A 25,996-nucleotide genomic window follows, 5' to 3' on the forward strand; every position below is an offset into this window, starting at 1 on the left:
ATATCGATGTAAAATTTAACTTTTGTACATTGCTTCTTGTATGTTATTCAAAGCCACCAACGCCCCCATACTAATCCCAAAACAGTTAGCCTTATCAGGCACATGCGGTTCTCGCAAATTGACACGCAAAAAACTCACCGATTCATTAATCGGGTAACATACTAATCTTTCCCCAAACTTACGAACCGTAGGAATAGCTGTCCCTGCTCCCAGTTCGATAATCGCCAATTTTTTGACATTAAACAGCCATTGTTCGAGTTGATATTCTTTGGGTGATTGATGTTGTTCTTGCCATTTCCAGTCATCAAACATCAAGATATTGGGGCGCGCCATACCACCACAGTGTGGACAGGTTGGAAAATCATTGATTAGCTGGCAATATTCTTCATCGACTACTGGGTTAAAATCATCGGCTGACCAGATATCACGGGTACAATTATCCAAGCATTGTAACCAATGAATTGAGCCATGACATTCAAAAACCTTATCATCGTCAAATCCGACCTTTTGGAACTCACCATCGACATTACTGGTAAACACAAATGAGCCATGCTTGAGATTTGGCAAAGTTTCTGTCCACTGTTTTAGCAAATGAAAGCCATTATGTGGAATTACTTCACGATACTGATTAAGACGTAATCCATAAAATCCCCATGCTAGCTTTGGTTCGGTATAAAAAAGTTGCGGTGTTGCGACATCAATAAAGCTTTTGCCAAGTCTTTGAAAGGGCGGATAGGCTGTCCAAAATCCATTGTCGCCACGAAAGTCTGGTAACCCTGAATCCACGCCCATTCCTGCCCCCGCGGTGATAAGCAAGCCATCAGCTTGTTTAAGGTGTTCGGCAAAATCGATTAATTTGCTTTTATTATCCATTTTTATTCCTTTGCCATTGTCGTCTGAGATACGCTTGAATCGCATTGTCTTCTTTTTGACTTGGCTTAGCTGGTTGCTTTGGTATATCGTGTTCTATAATCACTGGGGCGATATCATTTTCTTCATCAGAATAAACCAAGAACATACAAATACAACAACCCTGCTCACCCTCTTTCCAAGCATCAAATTCCTGAAAAAAATTAACTTGATAAAAAATATTAGCCTCATCAACATCAATATTTTCTTCCACTTGAGTGCAAATGACTTCTTGTTGGTCAACATTGAAACTACTATCTGTAAAAGTATTAATCATCATACTTTTTAATATATATTTGGAATCGCAAGCCTTAAATTGTTCTATTAACTGCTCGCAAGCAACGGCTATACAATTTTCACCAATTGCAGAACTATGTAGAAATTGAATACTTTTTCCATAAGAAAGTGCCGTTTTCACGTCATACCAATCTATACCGATAAAATTACCATACACCTTCATAAAAGATAGGCCATAAATTGCTAACTCTATTTCATCTGAGCCACAATAAATAATGTTGTCTGCAATTGCTAAGCAGTCGTACCTCTTACCAGTGGTATTTAGAGCAATTAGAAGGTCAGTTCCTGTAGCTTCTCGATATTGCTGTACTTGTTCGGCATCAACATCGTCATTGGCAATGAAGTAGGTAATGAGATTGAAACTATCCGCTAATTTGTTAGGCTCATATAATTTGTGTTCCCATTTCTTGCCATTGTTTCTTTCAGTAAACGAAGCAAAATCTAAATATTCAAGCATAATGATTTCCTGTTCTTTAAATGGTTTAGTGAGTTAACTTTCTTTAAAATTCTTTATGTTTTAGCACGTCAGATATGCTTGATTAGACTATCATTAGATTTATCATCATAAATCAAGAACATACAAACACAACAACCTCTCTCACCTGATTTCCAGTCGGCAAACTCATCAAAAAAACTTAATTGGTAAAATGTAGTTGCATCTTTAACCATTAAATTTTTATCTATTTGTTTGATAATAAAATCTTGCTGCTCACAACCAAAACTAATATCTGCATATATATTAATCATCATATTTGTTATCGGATAGTTAGATGATAGGTTCTTTAATTTTGGGATAAGCTGTTCACATGCTAAAGCCACACAATTTTCACCACTTGCCATACCATGTAAAAATTCAATATTTCTGCCACTAGAAATTGCCCATTTTACTTCGTTCCAATCCATACCTATAAAGCCACTACCGCTATGTAGTCGTTGAAATGCTTGCATAACTAAAGGCACTTCATCTGTTGAACACGAGATAACGTTATCCGCAAGTCCTAGGCAGTCATAATATTTATTCGTGGTGCTAATCGCAATCAAATAATCCGTTTGCGCCTGTATCCGATAGCGCTGCAAATCTGCGAAATCAATTTCATCACTCGCCACAAAAAAAGTGACTTCATTTTTGCCATTGGCAATTTTATGCGGTTCATATTTATCGACTTTTACAATGTCACTATCAAATACTGACGAATTATCTTCCATTTCACATACGCCTTTTCGCTTTAATGCTCATCAAACCTTATTAAAACTGCCGTTGCGTTATCATACGCACGCCCTTTAGAGGCATAAATCTGCTTACGTAACTGTTTAAGCCATGCTTGTAAATCGGTATGCTTATCGATACTTTGCCATTTATCGCAAGGCACTAAGTCATGTACGCCATCGGTACATACCACTAAGCAATCGTCAGATGACACCGCCAACGTTTGATTCTCAAAAGCAGGCATTGGATTGTTGTCTAAATCACTATCAGCAATCAAACAATCAGTTAACGCATACATAGGACTTGCCATACCGTTTTGGTTATATTCGCCAAAGTCGGCTTGGCGGTTTTCCATTGCGGCTTGTTCATCTACCAGTTGATTCAGCAAATTATGATCACGAGTGATGCATCGCCATGTTCTTGTTATAGCTGAAAAATGATAGACACGACTATCACCGATATGTTTGATAACCACAGATGAGTTGGACTGGTTGTCCTTTGCAAACGTTCGATAGACCAAAGCAAACGTCGCGGATGCCCCATAATAACGTTTTGGCAAGGTTGCCACTTTGTTATAGATTTTTAAAATATCCATGACAGCCGATTGATTTGGATTATCTAGGTAAGTTTGCCACAATTGTTTGACCGCTTTCATGGTAGTTAGACTAGCAACTTGCGAAAAATCGGACTGTGAGACACCATCGGATACCGCAACACAAAAGGCGCCATCACATCGGTGCACAGGTGTGATGCCAAGCACTTCTTGATAATAATCATCGACAAAGAAAAATGCATCTTGCTGTAATCCATTACTAGCATTACCTTGAAAGGTCATTGCACAAACTGTGGCAAATAAATTTGACATACTACAATCCTCACAAAGAGCTTGGCTCAATTATATTAAGCAGGTTAGAAAAATATATTCTAGGTTTATTTATTCTATATAGTTCGTGTTTCGGCAGATTTTATAATCAACGAAATATATAAAAAACTTACCTGCATCCTTTTTAATTAATTCTTGCTACAAACAACTGCCAAATACACATGATTGACTTCAATTCTGAATACACTATAATCAACACTAATAAAAAACTAGTTAACCATTAAATAAGTTACCATTTAGTTCTAAATTGATAGTAAATTAGGGTCGTTATGATTATTTTGTTAGGTAGTCAAAAAGGTGGCTGTGGTAAGTCTACAATCGCCATTAACATTGCTTGTAGCTTAGCAAATCTTGGCAAAGATGTGGTCTTAGTGGATGCTGATCCCCAGCAAAGCGCCGCAAATTGGGTGAGAGATCGGGATGAAACTAGTTTAGCTAAGGTGCATTGTGTACAGCGATACGGTGATATTAAAAGCACGCTTAAAGACTTAAATCAGCGCTATGCTTATGTCGTGGTGGATGTGGCAGGACATGACAGTAAAGAGCTACGGACTGCTATGCTCGTAGCGGATAAACTCATCGTGCCGTTTAAACCATCACAGCTGGATTTAGATACCCTACCTCATTTAACCGAAGTAATCGATCAGGCGCTTAGCTTTAACGAACAACTGCAGTGTTTTGGGATATTAACCCTAGCACCGACCAACCGTGCGAATAAAGAAGTTTTTCAAGCCAAAGAATACTTAAGTGATTTTCCACTGTTAAAACCGCTAACAACCATTATTCACGAGCGTAAAATCTATCGTGATGTGCTTGCCGAAGGTAAAGGCGTAATAGAAGCAACTAACGCCAAAGCCCGTACTGAGTTTGATGCCTTAATGAAGGAGTTAGCGCTATGATTAAACGTCGTACCCAAGCAACCACTTTAACAGAAGATGATTTTGTCAATGGCGTAACTGCGAATCAAGTTGATCAAGCACCAAAATTAGATCCCAAGGCGCCCCGAAAATTTAAGTCACATACCTTGCCTTTAAATGAGTATGAGTATAATTTGTTGGTTGAGCTAGCAGATAAATATGGTCAGACACATAGTGGCATTATTCGCTATGCACTTAAGCAATTGGCATTAAAAGATAACTAAATTAGAACCTTTTTAGTTCTAAATTAGCATTACAAAACTAAGTTTAATCATCAAGATGTTTGTTTTTATATTGTTCTTTAAAATCTAATACACTTGAAACGAAAGAAGCAATTTTATCAATAAAGTCATCTGCATCAAGATAAGAAATAAAAATTACATTTGAACTCGAAGCGGTCGAGACGACTTTGTCTTTAAATTGCTCCATAGTGATTTCCTTTGGAATTCTTCCTCTGAAAGCATTTATGATTCCTCTATGAGCTAGCGCCAATCGGTCATTTTCTTGGAGAAATACGCCAGCTACATTGGCGTTACTGCTATAAGGGATATTAATTTCAAGATTTGGAGTTAATTTGGGTTCATCAGTTTCAATAGTAAATAAATGAGCTTCACGGCTACCCCAATCACCCGCAAAAGCTACTTTAATTTTGCCTTTTTTGATATTTAGAGTATAGGTTTGATAGCTTGCTTGTCCACCACTAGGAAATACCCATTCTTGTGTTTTTGATTCAATTGCTAACTCTTTGATCCTTTTTTGAAATTTTTCAATAGCAGTTTGAATTTCTTGATCATTAGTAATTAAATTAAACATAGTCTTTGTCCTTACATTACTTCAATTGTGACTATCAATAAATTTTTTGAGTTTTTCTATGACAGAAATTAATTGGGAAACAACTATCTCTGGATTTTCATTCCAATTGAATTTTTTTATATAAACAAATTCTGCATCATCATCCCAGTCATCTGTCGTATCATATTGGATTTCTAGGTCATTTAAAATATTTTTTAGACGTTGATTACAGTCTTTGGGTGCTCCACGTCCAATAAGATTTTTGTTAAATTCTATGTGTAAGTTAATCCCTTTTGAATAACAGCCCAAACAAAAATCAAAGCTAATGCCATTTTTTAAAGCTAATTCAGCTTTAGAAATAATTTCGGTGTACGCAGTATATCCTAGCCATTCAAAGCATGCCTCATTACGATGTTCGTTTATAAAAATATCTAAATTATTCTCTTCTAATAAAGATTTCATTGCTTGAACTTTTAATTCGGCATAATCGATAAAATGCCAACTTGCATTCATAATTTCTTCTAATTGTGAATGGCTATTACCAAAAAAATTAACGATTGCTTGTTCCATTTTTCCTATCCTTGAGTTTGGATTAAAGTTATCTAAAGCATGCAAATAATCGATCAGTAAAGTTAGATAATGTTGGTCTGCATCTATCAAATAATCACTTAAACGATTTCTAATTGCATCAGCTAGGTCAAAGTGACTAATAAATTTAAAATGCTCTGGTAATGTTTCAGGTTTATGAATACCTAAAATAATGTAATGTCCGTTTCTCTCTCCTCGCCTTAACTTGCCATAATTCACATAACTTTCAAATGGATTATTAACTGAATGAAATAATTTGTTCTCAATAATAATCAAGTCATCATAAGTGTCGATAATAATATCAATTCTTGAATTTTCCTCAGTGCTGACTTCACGTTCAACACTTAGAGTAGAAATTGCTGGTTCATTATCACTCTTGGTTCTACCTAAAATACAATCATATAGGGCTTGTACACATAAGTCTTTGAGATCATGTACTTCGTAAGTATTTAGGAAAAAAGCTAATACTTTAGAGCTTACCGTTTCTAAATGACTCAGCCCTATAATTTCTAAAAAAGCTTTTTTTCGCTGAGGCGGTTTTTCAAGCTTTTTGAAATCTTGAATCAGTTGTTTTGCTTTATCTAAATCCAAAGTTATCTCTGATAATGGATCAATATTATCGCTATCTTCACCATCAACCGTATCTTGTGGCAGTGATGCATTTATTTGGGCAAAGGTGGCAAGCAACTTTTTTGCCTTAGAAATATCTAAAGATTTTTCATTTTTTGAATCTTCAATAGGCATTTCTATTTCATCCAAACTAATAGTAACTGAGTATAAAACTCTTTCTTCAAGCCAATCGCCTTTAAACTCATCATAATTTTTATCAGAAAATTGACCAGAAATTGTAAATGGATAAGATTCAGGCCTTCCATTATTGGTTATATAAGTGATTACTCCATTTTTTTGCTGGAAATCAGTTACCTTATCCAGAATAATTTTTCCCTCAATTTTAACGCGAGTTTCATTATCAAATTCATGGAAAATAATAATAAACTTTCCATCGCGTAGGGTCACTTTCAAATCCTTTACAAAAGATTCACTACCATCTTCACGCTCAATCCAATCAATTGCACTCATTTACTCCTTCTCCATTTCTTCAAAATAACCATACCTATAAAGACCATTTTCTAACTGCTCAACCACTCGGTCTCGCAGCTCTTCAGGCTCAGCTACATAAATTGAATCTGCATGCGCAATCAAATAATTAAGCACAGAGTATGAAACGAATACTTTTGATATGCTAAATTCAACTTCATCATCTTCAATAGAAACCTGTGATTTTTCGTAATCAGCGAAGACTGGTGCATCTTCAATGATATATCGTTCATGCTGTGCAACTTGAAGCGTTAAATCCAATTGCTGACGACTAAACATTGATTCCGTATGCTTAGGTAATTCCTGTTCAATCTTATCTAAATTTAAATTTACTCTATCTGGTAAATCATTGAAATTTTTAATAATTTCCGCGTGTTTAATACGATGAAATAAAAAAGTCATCGTGTCCTTATGCCTAGGATTTTCAAGTATCAGTAAACGACAATTCGGCTCAATCACAATCTTGACAGGATAAGCTCGATATTCACGTTCTTCATCATGCTGTTGGCTGTGATAAATAATTTTCAATGGTTCATCTTGCTGTAATGCTTGATAGATCGTTAATTCATCTTCTGGCTTAATACCTTTAAACTCATCTTGAAGTGGTTTGAAGTAAATACGCTTTCGCCAGTTTTTGACTTTTTTACTTGCTTCTAATTGATTATTAGCACCATCAAACAACCATTTAGCATTCTCAAGCAAATCTTTTGGCGCAACTTTTTTAAGAAAACTTTCTGCCAATAACAGTAGCATTGCTGTGCTGCTATCAGTTTTATCCATATTCGCTGACGCCGGTAAATAATACTTTTTTGGCTTTTTATCTATTTCTGATTTTAATGCTTGTTTTAATGCATCGCTCAGACTATCCAAATCACGCTGTATTTGGCGTCTTTGAGAATCATTAGGTTCACCTTGCAACTCATAAGCTTGGATGACATTTTCAAGATTTGCTAATTCGATTAAAGTTTTTGCTTGAGATTCTATCCTAGGCAACGCTTGATACAAGGCAAATAGTCTTTCTATCTGTGATTTCATAAATCGTCTCAAACCATTAACTGGACGCTAGTTTAAGAAAATCATAGCATAACGATCCAAAAATTTAATGACGTTAAAACAACTTTAAAATTTTTTTTAAACATCATAGACCGATTATAACTAACTAATCGGACATCTGATGTCCAATATCATTGTTATACTTTTCTAATATTAATCAATGCTGGATATAAATATGAAACGATTTACCATTACCGATGTCGACTGGAAAGAGTTCCCCATGCACCCTGAAAAATTTGATGGCTATCAGTTAAGTCTCAAATGTAAGGTGGTCTTTGAAGAGCCAATTGAGAGAAATGAAGAATGTGGCTATGGCGATGATAAGTTTTGTTTTACTTTAATTGCCTTAGATGATGAAGGATTTGCCATTTTAGAAGTGGAATTTTGGGATTACAGCTTACCCCCTGTGGGCAAGAAAAGCCGCGTCATATCAAAACGCTTTAGCTGTGAACAAGAAGAATACGATCTTATCCACAGCTGGGTACTTAAATAAATTATTTGTTATTGTCACAGCGACTACAGGATTGCCAATCATGGACAACTTAATGACTAACTATTACCCAAAGACTGACCTACCTGTGACTGCCATCTTATACCAACAAGATAGTAACTTTAACGGAGTTGAAGCACATTTTGCTTTTTTTACTGTAAATGCTCACTTTGATAGCGAAAAATTACTAGATTTTAAACAACAAGTCGGTGCTGAATTATTAGTTGGTATCGTGACTAATAAAGATGACATGAATGACGACAGTTTAAAGCTCGCTGACAGAATTATGTGGTGTGAACCTGATGATGTTGATATTTTGGTAGCAACAATCAACCATGTAACCAGCGATGAGAATTTTATACGTATTGATAAAAATGATTTTTTACTTTGTTATGAGAATACCAATACCGCAAGATTCATTTCTTATCGCACTACCAATGATAATTTGAATGATTTGTCTAGGTATGCTAATAAATTTCAGTTTGTACCGGATATATCACCAAAATATACAGCAATTATTATGAATATAACAACTGCTGATAACTTCAACTTTAACGATCAAGAAAAGATTAGCAAGGCAATGGAAACATTTATCGCAGAGCAAAGCAGTATTTTTTATGGTATTTCATTTACAGCTAGGGATAATCGCTGTGATATTGCGACATTCGCTTTTTGGTATGACAATAACGGGTCAAAGCTGTCGTCAAAAAAATCACAAAACCAATTACCATTGTCCAAAGAGCAATGGGATGTGAGCTTGCTCTCGCTACTAGCCAGTAAACCATCTACATTTGATAATAATGCCATTCATCTATTTATGGGCTATCAATACCCAAAACAGGCAACTTATTTAAATCTTACTAAAGCGCCACATTTACTTATGACAGGCCGTTCAAAAGATACGACCAACAAAATGTTGCACACCTTAATGGTCAGTATATTGGTGCAATATAGCCCTGAGCAAGTTAGGCTTATGCTCATTGACAGTGAAAAACCCGTGTTTACGGATTATCAAAACTTACCACATTTGATAGCCCCAATTAGTAATAGGGAAAATGCAACTCGAAACTTGGCTTGGTGTCAGTTGGAAATGGAGCGACGCTATCAATTAATGGGCCTAACTAAAACAAGAAACTTAACAGCCTTTAATCAAAAAATGGAAAAGGCAAACGAATTTAGTAAGTTATTGGCTCGTTACCGAGTTAGTGATAATCTTAATATCGATAGCGAGCAGATTGCAGCATTGCTTCAACCTTTACCAAGAATTGTGATTATCATTAGTGAATTAAAAGAACTAATATCACATGACACATTATTCAATGAAAAAATGATAATCAACATTGCGCAGAAAGCCTGTGCAGCGGGAATTCATTTGATTTTATTAACTGATCAACCTACTTATGATGTGATTACAGAATTACTAAGAGCCAATATCCCAACTCGGCTTAGCTTTGAAGTCAATACTAAAGTTGATTCACGAACAATTTTAGATAATTTGGATGCAGAACTACTAACTGAGGAGGATATACTGTTTATACGTTCTGACAGCAGTGAACCAAAATATCTACAACCAATTTTTGCAACACAATTTGAAATCAATCAAGCTTGCGAAAAATGGCAAGTTGATGCAAAGCAAAATTATGTGAATACGCAATCACAGGAAATCAATGAGCTGATTGAATCGTATATGCAGGAAATACCCAAAGAGCTTTATAACCCATCGCAACCCGACCCACTTTATGATGAAGTTATTAGTTTTATCCGAGAGGCAGGCAACGTTTCAACATCGAGTGTTCAGCGTAGATTTAGTATAGGCTATAACCGTGCCGCTCGTTTAATCGATAGAATGGAGTCAGAAGGGATTGTAAGTAGTGTGAATAAAATTGGGAGATGAGTGGCATTGTAAATGCTTACAAGATTGAAAGTTAAAATTGTATAAATGATTGTTTGTAAAATTTTAGTTTTCAAATCATAGCAAAATAAGATTTAAATAAGAGCAGTTCACTACTAAACTAATTTAAAACTTAGCCATAAGTGTCACTAAATGGTGCCAAAATAAAACCTTAATAGTTATAGAGTAGTTCTAAATAAGTTTCATTTCAAAAATTTCTTTTTATTGTTTGGCGAAGGGTAATAACAATGAGCCATAGCCATTAAATTTATTTACAAATTTGGATAATACTTTTATATTTAATGCAGTGTGGCTTAGCCAAGGACTTGATCTGTAAGCTACTCTTGTAGCGCAGTTATGCTGCCAACATGCGCCATTTTTATGCATGTCACCCACTCATAATAAAATTTATGTAACCTTGTGCCTATAACATAACAATAAACAATAACTATCGACAAGGATTTAGAGATGCAACTTATCCGTGGACAAAAACTTAAATTATCAGATGTATTAGCCAATCAGTTAATTTTTAGCTTAACAACTACCCCACCAATCAATTTAAACTTAGACATTGCACTGTTTGGTTTAGACAATCAAGGTAAGCTTAGCAACGAAGCTTACATGATATTTTACAACCAACCCCAAAGCCCCTGTGGCAGCCTAAAGCTTAGCCAAAATAATAGTCAACAAGTCAGCTTTGATGTCAACCTAGCGACTTTAAATCCGCAAATTGAGCGCTTGGTATTAACCTTAACCATTGATGGCCATCAAACCATGGCGCAGTTACCAGCCATGACAATCGACTTGCAATCTCAGCAGCAAACGGTAGCAAGCTTTCCAATTGACGGTGGTATGTTTCAACAAGAAAAGGCGTTAATGGCACTTGAGCTATATAAGAAAGACAATATCTGGCGTATGAGTGCCGTTGGACAAGGTTTTAATGGTGGATTGGCAGCCTTAATTAAGCACTTTGGTGGTGAAGTGGCTGAAGAAGCGCCTATCCAAGCCGCACCAACTGCGCCAATTACCCCACCATTATCTAAAATTGATTTAAAAAAGAAAATTTCGCTAGAAAAGGCGGAGAAAACAGGTAATGCCAGTATCATTGACCTAACCAAAAAGTCACTGGTACAACTAGAAAAGAAAAACCTACTTGATGTACAAGTACGTGTGGCTTTAGTGCTAGATGCTTCAGGCTCAATGAACCATCAATATCATAATGGCGATGTGCAAAAAGTGGTTGATCGCCTTATGCCACTGGCAATTAACTTTGACAATGATGGCAGCTTTGAATGTTGGGCATTTGCTCAATATACCACGCAGCTTGATGATGTGACCTTAAGCAATGTCAATCAATTTATTGAAACAACCAAGCGCGGTTGGCGCAATTGGCAGGTAGGCGCAAGAATCAATGAAGAAATACCAGCGATTGAAGCAGTGATTAATTATTATCAGCAGTTTAACGATGGTGTCCCTGTGTATGTGTTATTTATTTCTGACGGTGGTGTGGGCAGTGGCCGGCAAATGCAAAAGGTTTTAACGCAGGCAGCGATGCTACCCATTTTTTGGCAGTTTGTTGGGATTGGCGGTCGCAATTATGGGGTGCTTGAAAAACTCGATGATATGACAGGTCGTATTGTTGATAATTGCAATTTTTTCGCGTTAGATCGTATTACCAGTATCAGCGATGAGCGCTTGTATGAACTGCTATTAGAAGAGTTCCCCAGTTGGTTAAATGAGGCCAAGGTTAAAGGGGTGATACGCAATTGAACTTGGTAATAAAAAAGGACTGAAAGTCAGTCCTTTTTTTATTGAACGAATTAAGATGTACGTATTACGGTTTTTCTTATGGTGTCATACTGTATCTATATTTATGCCATACAATGTAAGACACTTCTAACGTGTCAAGCTCTATGTTTTGTTAAGTTACAATGATTTAAGCACAACATAAGTTCCTTGTTTTAAATCAATACAGATACGATTAACTTGACAATGAATAACCAACTAAACTAAAATCTAGAAATTAACAAAAACTTTATCTACTTTTGTTAATAGTGATCCTACATTTGTTCGCTATAAAAGCGTGATAGCGTAACAATCCTGAGCTACGACCCCGCCAAAACCACAATTTTTCTCACAAAATTGTTCGGTTTGTACATGTAAAATTTGACCAAATCACGTATTGACTAGCCTTTATGTTCTAGTCCATGTCTTTATTTTGTCTAAATTTTGCATTTTTCAATCTTAATTTTCATTGTTTAACCGCAGTTATAAAGATGCAATGAATAAGGGGCTAGTTATGCAAAAATTTATTTTAATCCGTGGCCATCAAGGCTCTGGGAAAACCACGTTTGCCAGACAGCAGCAAAGCAAATTTGCTCAAGCGTATCCCAATGCAACCATCGTCCATTTAGAAAATGACCTATTACTCACTGATGAAAATGGTATGTATCGTTGGTCAGGTGATTTGGTGGATAAAGCCCAACGTCAAAATCTTGCGACATTTAAAAATATGCTTAAGCAAGGGCAACAGCACCCTAACCAAGATATATTAATTGTCAATTCAAACACAAATCAAAAAGGTTCAGCTTGTATCCATTTGATTAAGATGGCGAAAAAGTTTGGCTTTGAGGTTGAAATTTACCGTTTACACAATTTTTTTGAAAACACGCATAACGTCAAACAAGCAGATGTGTTGACGGCTTATATCAATTTGAATAACAGCAAATTACGTGACGAAATCCATGTTCCTGCCATTAAGCCAATTGATGCGTTAACTCAACAGTTAGTTGACAAAATGCATGTATTTAATCATGGTAAATTGCCATTTGACGAGGTACAACAGACGTTTGTCACCGATGACTATTTGACCTTTGCACGCAAAAATTTCGTCAAAAAACAAAGTAAAAACTATCCAGATCTGTTCGTTTTAAAATACGCGCGTAAGGTATTTTATGAAAACAGCTTTGATAATGCTTTGTTAGAAATGCGCGGACTTGTGATTGATAAGCATAACCGTATTATTGTGCGACCATTTAACAAGGTATTTAACTATTCTGAACGTATTGCTAAAAATAGTTCCTATCCCATTGCGATGAGTGACGATCGATTGGTCGACGCCGTGGTTAAGGTAAACGGATTTTTGGGTGTATGCACTTATGTTAAACTCGATAATAATCACCCAAGTGCTGGTGCTAGCTTTGATCGACAAGTGCTATATTCGACTACTGGATCACTTGATAGCAGTTTTGCGCTCATGACGCGTGAGCATTGCACGAAATATGAACCTGTATTTAAACAGTTTGCTAATCATACCTTTTTATTTGAGATTACTGACCCAAGCGACATTCATATTATTCCTGAAGCGTTTGGTGAAACACTGATTGGTATAAGGGATGTGGCAACAGGCAACTTATTTAGTGAGCAGCAGTTGGATGAAATTGGTAAAAAGTTTGGTTTAAAACGTCCTACTACGCTAAAAAACGTCCGTTTTGGTGAGTTAAAAACCCTATTAAAAACCGTTAAACACGAAGGTTTTATGGTGTTTGATAGCCAAACGAAAGATTTATTATTTAAATTAAAGTCACCTTATTATCTGGTGTCGAAATTTTTTGGACGTAGCCAAGAAAAAAATTTGGGCAGTAAATTAAGTAAGCAGCAAGTGGATGAAGAATATTATCCACTGATTGATCATATCAAAGCACATCAAGATACGTTTAATCAGCTTGATGAATTACAGAAAATCGCTTTTGTCCAACAATTTTTAGAAAAATTAGAATAAAGAGAACGCAAAATGAGTAACATTTTTTTTACTTCAGATTTGCATTTTTCACATCGAAATATTGCAAAATTTTGTCCTCACACTCGCCCCCAGCCTAGCTATCAGGGCGACATTGATACGCTTGATCAATACATGATTGAGATGTGGAACGATACCGTGGGCGTAGATGATGACGTATATAACTTGGGTGATTTAACGTTTTCACACAACCTGCGTCACATCAACAAGGTATTATCGCAGCTAAACGGTCGTCATCATTTAATTTTTGGTAACCACGATGATATTATTCAAGACCACCTAGACAAGTTTTTGACCACATCAAAGCACGATGGTCATCCATTGCTATATTCGGCTCAAAGTTATCTAAAACTGCAACTTAAAGAACTCGGTAAAACTTTAGTATTGTTTCATTATCCGATTGCTGAATGGGATGGTTGTCACAAAGGCTACTATCATCTGCATGGTCATATTCATGATCGTATGGCGGATATTGGTGGCCGTATTTTAAATGTTGGGTTTGATTTACACGGCAAATTGTTGACCTTAGATGACGTGGTCAGTTATCTAGAAGATTTACCAAAACTTGACCATTTTAAAGATGACACCCCGCTAAATCACCTGGCAATTCCAAGTATTTTGGCTAGTAGTCCGACCTTTGGTCAAGTCAAAGTAGATGATGAATATCAGCAATTGGTACAAAATATTTCACCATTAATTCGACAAAAATTAATGCAGAATAGTTAACAAACCAACTTGCTAATAGATGCTAAATACGAAATAGTTTTTTAAATGACCAATCGTTTGAAAAATTCTGCCCTAGCTTTATTTAACCAAGACCAATTCACCGCCAATGCGTTTGACGGTGATTGCGCTTTTATTAATGCTTTGATAACCCATCACATTTGACGTGGTATGCACTAAGCAGTCATAGGTATTTGGCTTATCAGTAGGCTGACACACGGCTTTGTTGATTTTAGCTTTATACTGCATCGAGCCTAACATTTGCTGTGTGAGCATATCAGTATGATAATCACCTGAGTACATCGGGTTATTGATAATCATATTGCGATTGATGGCTTTAACTTCCTCATCAAATAGGCGCTGAATATCGGCTTGGGTTGGCACATCATTGGTAGGCTTTGCTTGATTGGCTGTATTATCTAAAGCAAATGCTTGCACGCTTAACAACAATCCTGCGAATAACGCAAATTTGACATTCATAAGCTAACTTCCATTTCATTAATTTTAAATCTAATTATAAACAATTATTGGTTAAAATACTTGTTATAGTGAGAGTAAAGTTAACCCTTAAAACGGCATATCTGAATTTGTTAAAAGGCTTAAAAAATCTTAATCATCAAAATCAATCCCGATTTTAGGTTTTTTCTTCAGCGGTTGATGAAATGAAGTATCAGCTCTAAACCCACCAAATGAATTAAAGCCACTATAATTTGGCAACAAATTAGTCGGTACTTCACTCAAAAAATAACTTTCAATGGTACGGTTTTGCCCATCGACACGACTGGTCGCCCAGGTATTTAAGTTTTGCCGTGTGATAATCAGTTCATCTTTTGCCCGCGTCATCGCTACATATAGCACACGGCGTTCTTCTTCCACTTCCTCAAAGCTATCTTGAGCTCGTATATGCGGATATTGTCCCACAGACGCATTGACGATATAGCAGACTTCACGCTCAGCCCCTTTGGCGGAATGAATGGTAATGAGCGTGACTAAATCATCATTATCTTGTTTACTCACTTCACTATGGGATATTGGATCTAAAATATAAGCCTCGATAAAGTCAGCTAATGTGCCATGTCGCATGGCAAGTTGTTTGATTAAATCAAAATCTCTGGCGCGGCTGTCCCAGTCTTTTTTCTCATAGTTTTTTTGCAATTGATCACTCAATGCATCAAAGGCAATATCAATGCTTTTTTCAGGTAATTCTTGAAGGTTTGATAGTTCTCTAAGCGCGTCAAGGGCAGGTTTTGGTACTTTGCTTTTCTTATCAAGCACCTCAATGCAAGCATTCAAGTCTGGTAAGGTTAAAAACCCATTAACGAGCTTCCCTGCCCCAGCATCGCCAATGCCATCCCAAAGCGTTAAAAAGCGAATCCAAGCCAGTTCATCAAGATGGTTGACCGTTACCCGCAGCATACTGATTAAGTCTTTAACATGCGCCGCTTCCAGGAGTTTAGTACCGCCAATAAACACATAGGGAATATTTGCAGCAATGAGTGCGCTTTCCACTTGGCGACCAGAAAACGCAGAACGTAGCAAAATCATATGATGATGCCATGGCGCACCTTTGTCATAGCGTTTTTTTAAGTCACTGACGATAAATCGGGCTTCATCAAACTCATTACCAAAGCTGTGTAAAACTGGCTTAATGCCTTCACCGCGATGCGCGGTAAGCCGTTTTTTATAATCAAGCTCACTTCGATCCAGTAGCCAGTTGGACAAATCCAAGATTTCTTGAGTTGAGCGGTAGTTTAAATCGAGTGTGAGCACTTCGGCATCAGGCACACGCTGTTTAAAGCTATGAATATTTTCAAAGTCTGCCCCACGAAAGCCATAAATCGACTGGGCATCATCACCGACACAAAACAACTGCGTGCGTCCAATAAAAGGCTGCAGTAGTAACCACTGCAATGGATTGGTATCTTGCATCTCATCGACGAGCAGATACTTGGTATTTTCAGTGACCCGTTCAAGGAGCCAATCATCGGCATTTAAGTAGCGTGCGACATACTCCAAGATATCATCATAGTCGAGATAATGACGTTCTTGCTTTTGCGCTTCATAGCCTTTCATAACTGTTTTGATTTCCTCATATGCAGGCTGAAAATCTGGCAGCTGCTTGTATAGCGCGTCTTTAAGTGAGATTTGAGTATTACGCGAGTAAGAATATAAATCAACAAGCTCTTTGGGCTTAGGTAGTATTTCGCTAATGGTTTGAGCGGTTTTTTTACGTTGAAAGGTAATGGTTTTCCCCGTCGATGTTTGGCTAGCTTTTGCTGCTGCCTCTTTGGCACGTTTATCTTCGAACTTACCGCGTAGCAGTTTGAACATCATGATTTGGTCATCACGGTCGATGACATTAAAGCCCTTTAGATCGAAGACCTTGGGATATCTGCGTAAAATACTTAGACAAAAGGTATGGAAGGTGGACGCGCGCAGTCCTTCTGCTTGCAATCCTAAATGACTTTCGACACGGGTGACAATCTCACTAGCAGCACGGCGAGTAAAGGTGACGATTTGGATTTCATTGGCTGGCACACCTTTATCAATCAAATAAGCGGCACGGGCGACAATTGTCTTAGTTTTACCACTGCCTGCTCCTGCCAACACCAAAGTGTTTTGAGCATTGGTGGTGGCAGCTTTGCGCTGGGCGGGGTTAAGTTCTTCAAGCAAGTTATTGATGGTCATAGTAAAGGAAATTGGCTAATGAGCATTGGTTTAGGCTAGCAAACTATATAGAGGTTGTCTAATTATATTCTCAAGATGTTAGATTAATAAATGACAGTTGAAGGCGTATTCGTATTGGATTTTTGTTCTATTTAATAAGTATGTGTTATTTATATTTATTTAAAAAAGTATTGAATTTCATTAAACATCCAAATTCACGGTCGGGGTCAGTTTAAAAATTTGTAAAAAATGCGTGGTCACAAAATGGTCACGTTTTGGTCACGGTCTAAAATTTTGCAAAAAATTGATTAGTTAAATTAACAAAGCATTTTTATTAAAAAAAGGGCCACAAAGCTTGAAAGCCTTGATACAGGCGGATTTATAGAAAATAAAAAAGCCTAACTATTAAGTTAGGCTTTCTTGAATTTGGAGCGGGAAACGAGATTCGAACTCGCGACCCCGACCTTGGCAAGGTCGTGCTCTACCAACTGAGCTATTCCCGCATTAGGTGGTCAACTAGCAATTTTTAATGTTTGTTGCGTCGTTGTGGATGCGTATTATAAGGATTTTTGACACTGCGTCAAGCATTTTTGCAAAAAAAATTTAAAAAAATGCGTTTTTTTAATTTTAACTATTTTTTTAATGCAAAGTAGCTTTTTTAGCTGCCTATTTTCGTATGACCTTTTCCCTTCCTAACCATAATTATTAGCCTGTTTCATCACACTCTGAAACACACTATGTATCTATCGTTACGCAATTACTGCAAATCTCAGCAGATTGTTTTTTAACGACTTCGCTATAATGCGTCTAAACTTCCTATTTTTCTTGGTTTTTTTTGCTGTATTTGGAGATAACGATAAGATGAAAATTTCACAAAAACTCATGAGGTCAAGTTTGGCGGCATCGGTCATTGCGGTAGGTGCCACCGGTTGCTCGACCACCACTGATACGGGTGCAATTGGCGTCGACCGTAATCAGTTGTTGGTAGTATCCGATCAGCAGGTGCAACAACTTTCCAAACAAGCTTTTCAACAAGAAATTGCCGCCGCCCGTGCCAAAGGTCTGCTTGATACCAATCCGGCACAGTTGGCGCGTTTACAGAAAATTTCTCAGCGTCTGATTGCGCAGACAGGTGCCTATCGCAGCGATGCAAGACAATGGTCTTGGGAAGTGCATGTCATTAAAAGTAATGAGCTCAATGCACACGTATTACCCGGCGGTAAAATTGTCTTTTACTCAGGTATTATCGATCGCTTGAATCTAACCGATGCTGAGATTGCTGCGATTATGGGTCATGAGATGGCGCATGCATTGCGTGAGCATACCCGTGAGCGTCTATCGCGTGACGTGGCGACCCAAACAGGGATTGGTATTGCCGCAAGTGTATTAGGTTTATCTCAAGGTCAGGCGCAGTTAGCAGGCTTAGCTGGGGATTTGGGTATTTCCCGTCCCAATAGCCGTACTCAAGAAACGGAAGCTGATTTGATGGGGCTAGAGTTGATGGCACGGGCAGGTTACGACCCTAATGCAGCAGTTAGCCTATGGCGTAAAATGCAGAGTGCGGGCGGTCGCGGCGAGCCACCTCAGTTTTTAAGTACCCACCCAGTGAGCTCAACACGTATTGCCACCATTCAATCATTATTGCCACGTGTGATGCCGTTGTACCAACAAAGCCGTTACCGTTAATTTTAACTTTGTATTTTACAAGCCAATATCTAGCTGATATTGGCTTTTTTAGTGAGCAAATTTAGTGATCAAAATAAAGGATTGATTAAAAATTTGCTTATCCACAATAATTGTCCATCAATTTATCTAGCAAGCCTAACAAGTTGTCAAAAAACCGATTGATTGAAGTTTTTTAAATATCTCAACAGCACAGCGGCATTGTCAGTGGCATAATAAGCGTTTGGTCACAGCTATAGGGTAAATCCATGAATCAGCTTGATATTAATTTGCTAGTCTTGTTCGTCATTTTGGGCTGCGGTATTTTTGTGCACAATCCCACGATTTGGGTCAGTGCGACTGCGCTAATTATCATCAAATTTTTACCCAACAACCAACCTATCTTTTCTTATATTCAACAATATGGACTCAACTTGGGTATTTTGCTGCTCACCATTGCGGTCATTGCGCCTATCGCCTCCGAGCAAGTCAGTAGCAAAGCCTTGATGACATCTTTTGCCAGTTGGCGCTCATTATTGGCCATCGCCGTGGGATTGCTGGTGACTTGGCTGGGCGCAAGAGGGGTGAATTTAATGAAAGTTGACCCCAACGTGGTCACGGGGCTGATGATTGGCACAGTAGCAGGGGTGGTATTGTTTCGCGGGGTGGCGGTGGGTCCGTTAATTGCCGCGGGTATTTTATCCTTGCTATATTGGTCCAAGTGAGCCATAGAAGCTAGTGAGTTATCAAACATAGAGAAAATTTGAGCGGTATTAACACAAGATTATTTTTGCCAGTCGCACCAATTTGATAGATTAGGCTACCTTAAAACTGTGCTAAAATGGCTAAAATGCGGTAAGTGGTGACCAATTAGGTTTGTCATTGACTTCCCATTTTTGATGAATAAAATCAGTGAACCGAGGACGACATGAGTCAACTTGCTACCCCGATTGCCGATGCCGTGACAGCGCGTTTGCAAACGTTACAGCCCAGTGTCTATCAGCTAGAAAACGAGTCAATGCGCCATGCTGGCTATTTTGAGGGCAAAGAAACCCATTTTAAACTGACCATTGTCAGTGAGGCATTTGCAGGCAAACGCTTGGTACAGCGTCATCAGTTGGTGTATGGACTTATCCATGCGTTACTGTCACAAGGCGGTGGGCAAATTCACGCGTTTTCAATTCATGCTTATACACAAACAGAATGGCAAGCGGTTGGACAATCTCCTGAAAGTCCCAATTGCGCAGGACAAAACGCAGGGTAATATACAGATAAAAAAGAGTGTCAACATAAGCTAAAACCACAGACCTCTTGAGTTAATTTACGCTATATTATTATAAAAAAGGTTGATGTATGAAACACGCACATATGCTGATGGCATTGATTTTAATTGCCTTATTCTTGTGGCAAGCCGTGTTGGTATTTACCGCACCAAAAGGACAAGGCTTGCCAAAATCTGCCAAAATCGGCGCACACCTGATGTATGCCTTGGTGATTTTAACAGGCGCGGTGACGGCGATGCCATTGTTTGGCGCAGGTATAGTGCCGCACTGGTTGATTGCCAAGATGGTATTACTCATTGTTGCCATTTCGGCGACTGTCAAAGCCACGCGCCAGACGACTACGCCCAATCAAGCCAAAATAGGTATGTTGATTGCTTTTATTGCCTATATGGGTATTTTGACGCTGGCGTTTGTTAAACCGCTCAACCTATTTTAAGGCTAAAGCAGTGAACATAAGGGAGTAGGATAATGAAAAAATTAGCTATCTCAATACTTTTAGCGACGGCCGCCACGGCAGGTTTGACAGGGTGTATGACCACGCCTACCCCTGAATACGTATCCGCCAACAATTACCAAAGCTATGACTGTGTTGCGCTTGCCAATGAATACACGCGCCTCAATCAATACATTGATGCCAATGCCAACCAGCGCACAGGCTTGCAAGCTTCAGGCATTGGGATTGGCGTATCGGGCAATCGCCATGGTATTTATCCTACCGTGAGTGTCGGCTTAGGCTCAATCAATGGCGGCAACCGTCATAATCTATCGATTGCTATGGGACAACGAGATGCGATGGTACAAGCCGCTCGCCTAAAACAATGCCCCTTTGCTACCGGCATCAAACTCTATAGCGAAAAATAATTTATCCCATTTTATCCTGTTGAGTGTAGAACCCATCTTTCATAGTGAGATGGGTTTTTTTATGGTGAGCCAAATCAGTGGCTGGCTTAGGGGTAGTAAGTGTCATTGAATACCTATTGAATATGTATCGAATATTTTTTTAGCTTAAAGATAATTTTTATTTCGATAAAGATTGTCTCGTTTTAGATTGACAAGTCCATAATTTATTGATTAATATGACACATATTGATGGTTAAACACGGTAAAAATTTTAAAAAAATGAATTAAAATGAGTGTTATAACAATACTTTAAGTCAAGGAATACTTGGGTATTAATCAGTGGGTAAAAATTTTTACTCAGGTAAACACGAAGTTTTCACTAGCTTTCGTCAATACCTTTAGTAAACCCCCCAAAAAAACGATAGAAAAACACGCTAAAAAACACGATAGTAAGGATGCTACCATGACCAAAGACGTGCTAACCCTGCCACGCATCGTAATGGGTGCGAAATCTGCCAACGCCCCGCTCACCCAAAGCTATGATAAAGGACCGGTCACGCCACTGATAGAATTGACCATTGGTGATTTTTTCGATCAGATGGTGGAACAACACCCCGATAAAGACGCCTTAATTTCCGCGCACCAAAACATTCGTCTCACCTACCGCGAACTACAGCGTAAAGTCAATCAGCTAGCCAGCAGCATGATTCGTATGGGTCTGCAAAAAGGCGATCGCGTGGGTATTTGGTCACACAACAACGTTGAATGGGTCATCATGCAATTGGCGACTGCCAAAGCCGGTATTATACTGGTCAACATTAACCCCGCTTATCGTATCTTTGAGCTTGAATACGCCATCAACAAAGTCGACTGCCAAGTGCTGGTCTTGATGCGCCACTTCAGATCTAGCGACTATGCGGTGATGCTTCAAGAGCTTGCACCTGAAGCGCGTCACCAAAGCTACCAAAATTTAGAGCTCGTGCAATTACCCAATCTCAAACGGGTCATCTGGATTGACAGCCCAGAGTCCACTGAGGATTTTAGCTATATGCAAAAATTCTCAGCGTGGATTGCCAAAGGCGATGCCGATGATCCGGCAGTGGCGGAACGTGCCAAAAAACTTAACCCCAATAACCCCATCAATATCCAATTTACCAGTGGTACCACAGGCACGCCCAAAGGCGCGACGCTTACCCACCGCAACATTTTAAACAACGGTTATTTCATCGGTGAAGCCATGAACTTAACTGCCGATGACCGTTTGTGTATCCCTGTCCCGCTCTACCACTGCTTTGGCATGGTACTGGGCAACCTTGCCATTTTGACCCACGGTGGCACGATTGTGTATCCCAATGATGGCTTTGACCCCATCACCGTACTTGAAACCGTGCAAAACGAAAAATGTACAGGTCTGCATGGGGTACCGACCATGTTTATCGCCGAGCTTGACCACCCAGATTTTGCCAATTATGACTTATCGACTTTACGTACCGGCATCATGGCAGGCTCAAGCTGTCCGATTGAGGTCATGCGCCGCGTGATTGACCAAATGCACATGAAAGAAGTCACCATTGCCTATGGCATGACCGAAACATCGCCCGTATCTTGTCAAACCAACCAGCACACGCCACTTGAAAAACAAGTCTCAACCGTAGGTCTGGTACAGCCAAACCTAGAAGTCAAAATCGTCAACCCAGAAACGGGCGAAACGCTTGGCATCGGTGAGACAGGTGAGCTGTGTACCAAAGGTTACTCAATCATGCTCGGCTATTGGAATGACACCAATAAAACGGCGGAAGCCATTGTCGATGGCTGGATGTATACCGGTGACTTGGCAACCATGGACGAAGAAGGTTATGTCAAAATCGTCGGACGTAGTAAAGATATGGTGATTCGCGGTGGTGAAAACATTTACCCTGTTGAAATTGAAAACTACCTATATCGCCACCCAAAAATCCGTGACGTCCAAATCGTGGGCGTACCCGACAAGAAATTTGGTGAAGTCCTTGCCGCTTGGATTATCCCCAAAAAAGACAGCAACTTAACCGAACAAGACATCCGTGATTTTTGTAAAGATCACATCGCACACTATAAAGTACCGACTTACATGAAGTTTGTCGACGAGTTCCCAATGACCGTCACGGGTAAAATTCAAAAATTCAAAATCGTGGAAGCGATGACACAAGAATTAGGACTCTAAATTTTCAACTTCATCAAAAACTTAACATAAATACAGAGGGCATCTGATAGCAATTTAGCTGCACCCTTTGACAGAATTAGGATTTACAATGACGGTTATCCAAAGTAAATTAAGCCCAAATGGTGCGGAGTTTCAAGCCAATGCCGCTGCCATGCAAACTATCGTTGATGACCTCAAAGCCAAACTTGCGGTCATTGCTCAGGGCGGTTCAGCGTCTGCCCGCGCCAAACATGTGGCTCGGGGTAAGTTATTGCCCCGTGAACGTGTCGAGCGCTTGCTAGATGCCGGTACGCCATTTTTGGAAGTCTCACCGATGGCAGCGTATGGCATGTATGATGCCGATATCCCTGCCGCAGGCGTGATTGCTGGCATTGGTCGTGTCGCTGGTATTGACTGTATGATTGTGTGTAACGATGCCACCGTCAAAGGCGGCACTTACTACCCGATGACGGTCAAAAAACATTTACGGGCGCAAGAAATCGCGCGAGAAAATCGCTTGCCATGTATCTATTTGGTCGACTCTGGCGGCGCGAACTTACCCAACCAAGATGAAGTATTCCCAGATAAAGATCACTTTGGTCGCATCTTCTTTAACCAAGCCAATATGAGTGCCGAAGGCATTCCCCAAATCGCCGTGGTCATGGGTAGCTGTACTGCAGGTGGTGCCTATGTACCCGCCATGAGTGACGAGTCGATTATCGTCAAAGATCAAGGGACGATTTTTTTGGGTGGACCGCCGCTGGTCAAAGCTGCCACAGGTGAAGAAGTGACCGCGGAAGACTTAGGCGGTGGCGATGTGCATACCCGTCTGTCAGGCGTGGTTGACCACCTTGCCCAAAACGATTTGCACGCGTTATCACTGGCGCGCAACATCATCGGCAATTTAAACCAACAAAAAACACCCATCCACCACGCTACCGCGCAAATAACCCCGCGCCCCCCCAAATACGACGCCAAAGAATTGTACGGCATCATCCCAACTGACACCCGTAAGCCCTTTGATATCCGTGAAATCATTGCACGTATCGTCGATGGCAGTGAGTTTGACGAGTTTAAAGCACGCTTTGGCACAACGTTGGTGTGTGGTTTTGCACATATTGAAGGTATGCCAGTGGGTATTATCGCTAACAACGGTATTTTATTTAGCGAGTCAGCGCAAAAAGCCACCCATTTTATCGAGCTATGCTGCAAACGTAAAATTCCGCTTGTGTTTCTGCAAAATATCACAGGCTTTATGGTGGGGCGCAAATACGAAAATGAAGGGATTGCCCGTCATGGTGCCAAAATGGTGATGGCGGTTGCCAATGCCAAAGTGCCGAAGTTTACCGTGATTGTCGGCGGCTCATTCGGCGCGGGTAACTATGGTATGTGTGGTCGTGCCTACAGTCCACGTTTCTTGTGGATGTGGCCAAATGCGCGTATCTCGGTGATGGGTGGCGAGCAAGCGGCGTCGGTATTAGCAACGGTCAAACGCAGCCAATACCATGCCAAAGGTGAGCACTGGTCAAGCGAGGACGAAGAAGCGTTCAAAGCGCCAGTGCGTCAGAAATTTGATGAGCAAGGTCATCCCTATTATGCCTCGGCTAGACTGTGGGATGATGGCGTGATTGACCCAGCCGATACCCGTCAAGTATTGGCACTCGGCTTAAGTGCGGCCTACAACGCACCGATTGAACACACCACCTTTGGTGTATTTAGAATGTAATTTTCAGCGTGTAAAATCGGAAGTCTTGGTTGGTTGTTCTATCACCATTGAGCAAGCATCAAAAACGCTTCAACTTTACCCAACAAGAAAAAGGAAAAACACGATGAAATTACCGACTTATGACAGCCTACTGTTAGACATTGACCAGCACGTAGCGACCATTACCCTCAATCGCCCAGACAAACGCAATGCCTTTAATGACGATGTCATCCAAGAACTGACCGATGTGTTTCAATTTTGCGCTGAGCAAGACGAAGTGCGTGCGGTGATACTTACTGCCAATGGCAAAGCCTTCTGTGCCGGGGCAGACCTAAACTGGATGCGCGCGATGGCGGATTATAGCCACGATGAGAACTTAGCGGACGCAGGCAAGCTTGCGCAAATGCTAGCCACCATCTACCACTGTCCAAAACCCACGGTTGCCGCTATTCAAGGCGATGTGTATGCCGGTGGTATGGGTCTAGTCGCCGCTTGTGATATCGCCATTAGCGTCAAAAACGCCAATTTTTGCTTAAGCGAGGTCAAACTTGGCTTGATTCCTGCGACCATTAGCCCGTATGTGATTCGTGCAATGGGTGCACGTGCGGCAAATCGGTACTTCTTAACCGCTGAAGTATTTGATGCCAAAGAAGCCAAAAGAATCGGTTTTATCCATGAGCGGGTGGATGAAGAAGAGTTTACACAAACCCTTGATAATTTGGTCAAACACTTGGTCAATGCTAGCCCAAATGCTGTCAAAGTGTGTAAAAAACTGGTGCAGGATGTGGCATTTGCGGAGATTAATGAGCAGTTAATCAAAGATACCGTTGCAGGCATTGCCGATATCCGCGCATCCGCCGAGGGTAAAGAAGGCGTACAGTCATTTTTGCAAAAACGTCAACCAAGCTGGCTTGAATGACGCAGATAAAATAACTGAGGTAAAAAGCTGGATTTTATAAGCCAAATTTTATAAGTATGCCAAGTTAGATTCGCGGTGATGCGGTCTTGAAAAA

At 39.6% G+C, this 25,996-nt stretch carries 24 protein-coding genes and 1 tRNA gene; 15 read left to right on the plus strand and 10 right to left on the minus strand.

The window, feature by feature from the left end:
• Positions 1–15: 15 nt before the first annotated feature.
• From ACAM37_RS10265 to ACAM37_RS10280, 4 genes are all read right to left on the minus strand, one after another.
• The gene (locus tag ACAM37_RS10265) at positions 16–873 is read right to left on the minus strand and encodes an SIR2 family NAD-dependent protein deacylase (RefSeq protein ID WP_100285274.1); all 858 of its coding nucleotides are present in this window, start codon (positions 871–873) and stop codon (positions 16–18) included.
• Positions 866–1,663: a hypothetical protein gene (locus tag ACAM37_RS10270; RefSeq protein ID WP_219331818.1), complete on the minus strand. Its 798-nt coding sequence runs from the start codon at positions 1,661–1,663 to the stop codon at positions 866–868. Before ACAM37_RS10270 ends, ACAM37_RS10265 begins: the two co-directional genes overlap by 8 nt.
• 68 nt (positions 1,664–1,731) lie before the next feature.
• Positions 1,732–2,412 (minus strand): hypothetical protein, encoded by a 681-nt coding sequence (locus ACAM37_RS10275; RefSeq protein WP_369626160.1) that lies wholly within the window; start codon positions 2,410–2,412, stop codon positions 1,732–1,734.
• Positions 2,413–2,432: 20 nt separating this feature from the next.
• Positions 2,433–3,278, minus strand: a complete 846-nt coding sequence (locus ACAM37_RS10280; RefSeq protein ID WP_369626161.1) for a PP2C family protein-serine/threonine phosphatase — start codon at positions 3,276–3,278, stop codon at positions 2,433–2,435.
• 287 nt (positions 3,279–3,565) lie between these two features.
• Between ACAM37_RS10280 and ACAM37_RS10285 the strand changes: the two genes are divergently transcribed.
• Positions 3,566–4,195 (plus strand): AAA family ATPase, encoded by a 630-nt coding sequence (locus ACAM37_RS10285; protein WP_219331815.1) that lies wholly within the window; start codon positions 3,566–3,568, stop codon positions 4,193–4,195.
• Positions 4,192–4,437: a ribbon-helix-helix domain-containing protein gene (locus ACAM37_RS10290; protein WP_219331814.1), complete on the plus strand. Its 246-nt coding sequence runs from the start codon at positions 4,192–4,194 to the stop codon at positions 4,435–4,437. The genes ACAM37_RS10285 and ACAM37_RS10290 overlap by 4 nt, the downstream gene beginning before the upstream one ends.
• Before the next feature lie 43 nt (positions 4,438–4,480).
• Here the strand turns inward: ACAM37_RS10290 and ACAM37_RS10295 are convergent, their stop codons facing one another.
• The 3 genes from ACAM37_RS10295 to ACAM37_RS10305 are packed head-to-tail and all read right to left on the minus strand — an operon-like array spanning position 4,481 to position 7,726.
• Complete coding sequence (locus ACAM37_RS10295) at positions 4,481–5,026, minus strand: hypothetical protein (protein WP_219331813.1); 546 nt, start codon at positions 5,024–5,026, stop codon at positions 4,481–4,483.
• A gap of 21 nt (positions 5,027–5,047) precedes the next feature.
• On the minus strand, positions 5,048–6,673 hold the full coding sequence (locus ACAM37_RS10300) for a PD-(D/E)XK nuclease family protein (protein ID WP_219331812.1): 1,626 nt from the start codon (positions 6,671–6,673) through the stop codon (positions 5,048–5,050).
• Positions 6,674–7,726 carry a helix-turn-helix transcriptional regulator gene (locus ACAM37_RS10305; protein ID WP_219331811.1) on the minus strand — a complete coding sequence of 351 codons (1,053 nt, stop codon included), beginning with the start codon at positions 7,724–7,726 and terminating at the stop codon, positions 6,674–6,676.
• Positions 7,727–7,919: 193 nt separating this feature from the next.
• On the opposite strand from ACAM37_RS10305, the gene ACAM37_RS10310 reads away from it, so the two are divergent.
• From ACAM37_RS10310 to ACAM37_RS10330, 5 genes are all read left to right on the plus strand, one after another.
• On the plus strand, positions 7,920–8,237 hold the full coding sequence (locus ACAM37_RS10310) for a hypothetical protein (RefSeq protein WP_219331810.1): 318 nt from the start codon (positions 7,920–7,922) through the stop codon (positions 8,235–8,237).
• A gap of 52 nt (positions 8,238–8,289) precedes the next feature.
• Positions 8,290–10,128, plus strand: a complete 1,839-nt coding sequence (locus ACAM37_RS10315) for an FtsK/SpoIIIE domain-containing protein (RefSeq protein WP_369626162.1) — start codon at positions 8,290–8,292, stop codon at positions 10,126–10,128.
• 465 nt (positions 10,129–10,593) lie between these two features.
• Positions 10,594–11,895, plus strand: a complete 1,302-nt coding sequence (locus tag ACAM37_RS10320; RefSeq protein WP_369626163.1) for a VWA domain-containing protein — start codon at positions 10,594–10,596, stop codon at positions 11,893–11,895.
• 529 nt (positions 11,896–12,424) lie between these two features.
• Positions 12,425–13,906, plus strand: a complete 1,482-nt coding sequence (locus tag ACAM37_RS10325; protein WP_257619685.1) for an RNA ligase — start codon at positions 12,425–12,427, stop codon at positions 13,904–13,906.
• 12 nt (positions 13,907–13,918) lie between these two features.
• The gene (locus tag ACAM37_RS10330; protein ID WP_369626164.1) at positions 13,919–14,650 is read left to right on the plus strand and encodes a phosphoesterase; all 732 of its coding nucleotides are present in this window, start codon (positions 13,919–13,921) and stop codon (positions 14,648–14,650) included.
• 78 nt (positions 14,651–14,728) lie between these two features.
• Here ACAM37_RS10330 and ACAM37_RS10335 read toward each other — a convergent pair whose 3' ends face one another.
• The 3 genes from ACAM37_RS10335 to ACAM37_RS10345 form a co-directional block, all read right to left on the minus strand.
• Positions 14,729–15,127: a hypothetical protein gene (locus ACAM37_RS10335; RefSeq protein ID WP_369626165.1), complete on the minus strand. Its 399-nt coding sequence runs from the start codon at positions 15,125–15,127 to the stop codon at positions 14,729–14,731.
• A 129-nt stretch (positions 15,128–15,256) separates the two neighbouring features.
• Positions 15,257–17,335, minus strand: coding sequence for an ATP-dependent helicase (locus ACAM37_RS10340; RefSeq protein WP_454800011.1), 2,079 nt, complete (start codon positions 17,333–17,335; stop codon positions 15,257–15,259).
• Between the two features lie 406 nt (positions 17,336–17,741).
• Positions 17,742–17,817, minus strand: a tRNA-Gly gene (locus ACAM37_RS10345).
• Between the two features lie 379 nt (positions 17,818–18,196).
• Between ACAM37_RS10345 and ACAM37_RS10350 the strand changes: the two genes are divergently transcribed.
• From ACAM37_RS10350 to ACAM37_RS10385, 8 genes are all read left to right on the plus strand, one after another.
• Complete coding sequence (locus tag ACAM37_RS10350; RefSeq protein ID WP_227522705.1) at positions 18,197–19,000, plus strand: M48 family metallopeptidase; 804 nt, start codon at positions 18,197–18,199, stop codon at positions 18,998–19,000.
• A 245-nt stretch (positions 19,001–19,245) separates the two neighbouring features.
• Complete coding sequence (locus ACAM37_RS10355) at positions 19,246–19,701, plus strand: DUF441 domain-containing protein (RefSeq protein ID WP_007116215.1); 456 nt, start codon at positions 19,246–19,248, stop codon at positions 19,699–19,701.
• A gap of 203 nt (positions 19,702–19,904) precedes the next feature.
• A complete protein-coding gene (locus ACAM37_RS10360; protein ID WP_369626166.1) occupies positions 19,905–20,240 on the plus strand; it encodes a BolA family protein in 336 nt (111 codons plus the stop codon).
• A gap of 89 nt (positions 20,241–20,329) precedes the next feature.
• Entirely contained in the window at positions 20,330–20,695 is a 366-nt protein-coding gene (locus ACAM37_RS10365) for a SirB2 family protein (RefSeq protein ID WP_076775523.1), read from the plus strand.
• 32 nt (positions 20,696–20,727) lie between these two features.
• Entirely contained in the window at positions 20,728–21,120 is a 393-nt protein-coding gene (locus ACAM37_RS10370) for a hypothetical protein (RefSeq protein WP_312534232.1), read from the plus strand.
• A gap of 442 nt (positions 21,121–21,562) precedes the next feature.
• Positions 21,563–23,299 (plus strand): AMP-binding protein, encoded by a 1,737-nt coding sequence (locus ACAM37_RS10375; protein ID WP_369626167.1) that lies wholly within the window; start codon positions 21,563–21,565, stop codon positions 23,297–23,299.
• A gap of 88 nt (positions 23,300–23,387) precedes the next feature.
• Positions 23,388–25,004 (plus strand): carboxyl transferase domain-containing protein, encoded by a 1,617-nt coding sequence (locus ACAM37_RS10380; RefSeq protein WP_369626168.1) that lies wholly within the window; start codon positions 23,388–23,390, stop codon positions 25,002–25,004.
• Positions 25,005–25,107: 103 nt separating this feature from the next.
• A complete protein-coding gene (locus ACAM37_RS10385) occupies positions 25,108–25,902 on the plus strand; it encodes an enoyl-CoA hydratase/isomerase family protein (protein WP_369626169.1) in 795 nt (264 codons plus the stop codon).
• Positions 25,903–25,996: the final 94 nt, after the last annotated feature.

This window comes from Moraxella sp. K23 (assembly GCF_041154765.1).
Lineage (GTDB): Bacteria > Pseudomonadota > Gammaproteobacteria > Pseudomonadales > Moraxellaceae > Faucicola > Faucicola tetraodonis.

Coding starts and splice junctions, on each gene's coding strand:
- ACAM37_RS10265 (WP_100285274.1), bottom strand. CDS start 873: ATGGATAATAAAAGCAAATTAATCGATTTTGCCGAACACCTTAAACAA.
- ACAM37_RS10270 (WP_219331818.1), bottom strand. CDS start 1,663: ATGCTTGAATATTTAGATTTTGCTTCGTTTACTGAAAGAAACAATGGC.
- ACAM37_RS10275 (WP_369626160.1), bottom strand. CDS start 2,412: ATGGAAGATAATTCGTCAGTATTTGATAGTGACATTGTAAAAGTCGAT.
- ACAM37_RS10280 (WP_369626161.1), bottom strand. CDS start 3,278: ATGTCAAATTTATTTGCCACAGTTTGTGCAATGACCTTTCAAGGTAAT.
- ACAM37_RS10285 (WP_219331815.1), top strand. CDS start 3,566: ATGATTATTTTGTTAGGTAGTCAAAAAGGTGGCTGTGGTAAGTCTACA.
- ACAM37_RS10290 (WP_219331814.1), top strand. CDS start 4,192: ATGATTAAACGTCGTACCCAAGCAACCACTTTAACAGAAGATGATTTT.
- ACAM37_RS10295 (WP_219331813.1), bottom strand. CDS start 5,026: ATGTTTAATTTAATTACTAATGATCAAGAAATTCAAACTGCTATTGAA.
- ACAM37_RS10300 (WP_219331812.1), bottom strand. CDS start 6,673: ATGAGTGCAATTGATTGGATTGAGCGTGAAGATGGTAGTGAATCTTTT.
- ACAM37_RS10305 (WP_219331811.1), bottom strand. CDS start 7,726: ATGAAATCACAGATAGAAAGACTATTTGCCTTGTATCAAGCGTTGCCT.
- ACAM37_RS10310 (WP_219331810.1), top strand. CDS start 7,920: ATGAAACGATTTACCATTACCGATGTCGACTGGAAAGAGTTCCCCATG.
- ACAM37_RS10315 (WP_369626162.1), top strand. CDS start 8,290: ATGACTAACTATTACCCAAAGACTGACCTACCTGTGACTGCCATCTTA.
- ACAM37_RS10320 (WP_369626163.1), top strand. CDS start 10,594: ATGCAACTTATCCGTGGACAAAAACTTAAATTATCAGATGTATTAGCC.
- ACAM37_RS10325 (WP_257619685.1), top strand. CDS start 12,425: ATGCAAAAATTTATTTTAATCCGTGGCCATCAAGGCTCTGGGAAAACC.
- ACAM37_RS10330 (WP_369626164.1), top strand. CDS start 13,919: ATGAGTAACATTTTTTTTACTTCAGATTTGCATTTTTCACATCGAAAT.
- ACAM37_RS10335 (WP_369626165.1), bottom strand. CDS start 15,127: ATGAATGTCAAATTTGCGTTATTCGCAGGATTGTTGTTAAGCGTGCAA.
- ACAM37_RS10340 (WP_454800011.1), bottom strand. CDS start 17,335: ATGACCATCAATAACTTGCTTGAAGAACTTAACCCCGCCCAGCGCAAA.
- ACAM37_RS10350 (WP_227522705.1), top strand. CDS start 18,197: ATGAGGTCAAGTTTGGCGGCATCGGTCATTGCGGTAGGTGCCACCGGT.
- ACAM37_RS10355 (WP_007116215.1), top strand. CDS start 19,246: ATGAATCAGCTTGATATTAATTTGCTAGTCTTGTTCGTCATTTTGGGC.
- ACAM37_RS10360 (WP_369626166.1), top strand. CDS start 19,905: ATGAGTCAACTTGCTACCCCGATTGCCGATGCCGTGACAGCGCGTTTG.
- ACAM37_RS10365 (WP_076775523.1), top strand. CDS start 20,330: ATGAAACACGCACATATGCTGATGGCATTGATTTTAATTGCCTTATTC.
- ACAM37_RS10370 (WP_312534232.1), top strand. CDS start 20,728: ATGAAAAAATTAGCTATCTCAATACTTTTAGCGACGGCCGCCACGGCA.
- ACAM37_RS10375 (WP_369626167.1), top strand. CDS start 21,563: ATGACCAAAGACGTGCTAACCCTGCCACGCATCGTAATGGGTGCGAAA.
- ACAM37_RS10380 (WP_369626168.1), top strand. CDS start 23,388: ATGACGGTTATCCAAAGTAAATTAAGCCCAAATGGTGCGGAGTTTCAA.
- ACAM37_RS10385 (WP_369626169.1), top strand. CDS start 25,108: ATGAAATTACCGACTTATGACAGCCTACTGTTAGACATTGACCAGCAC.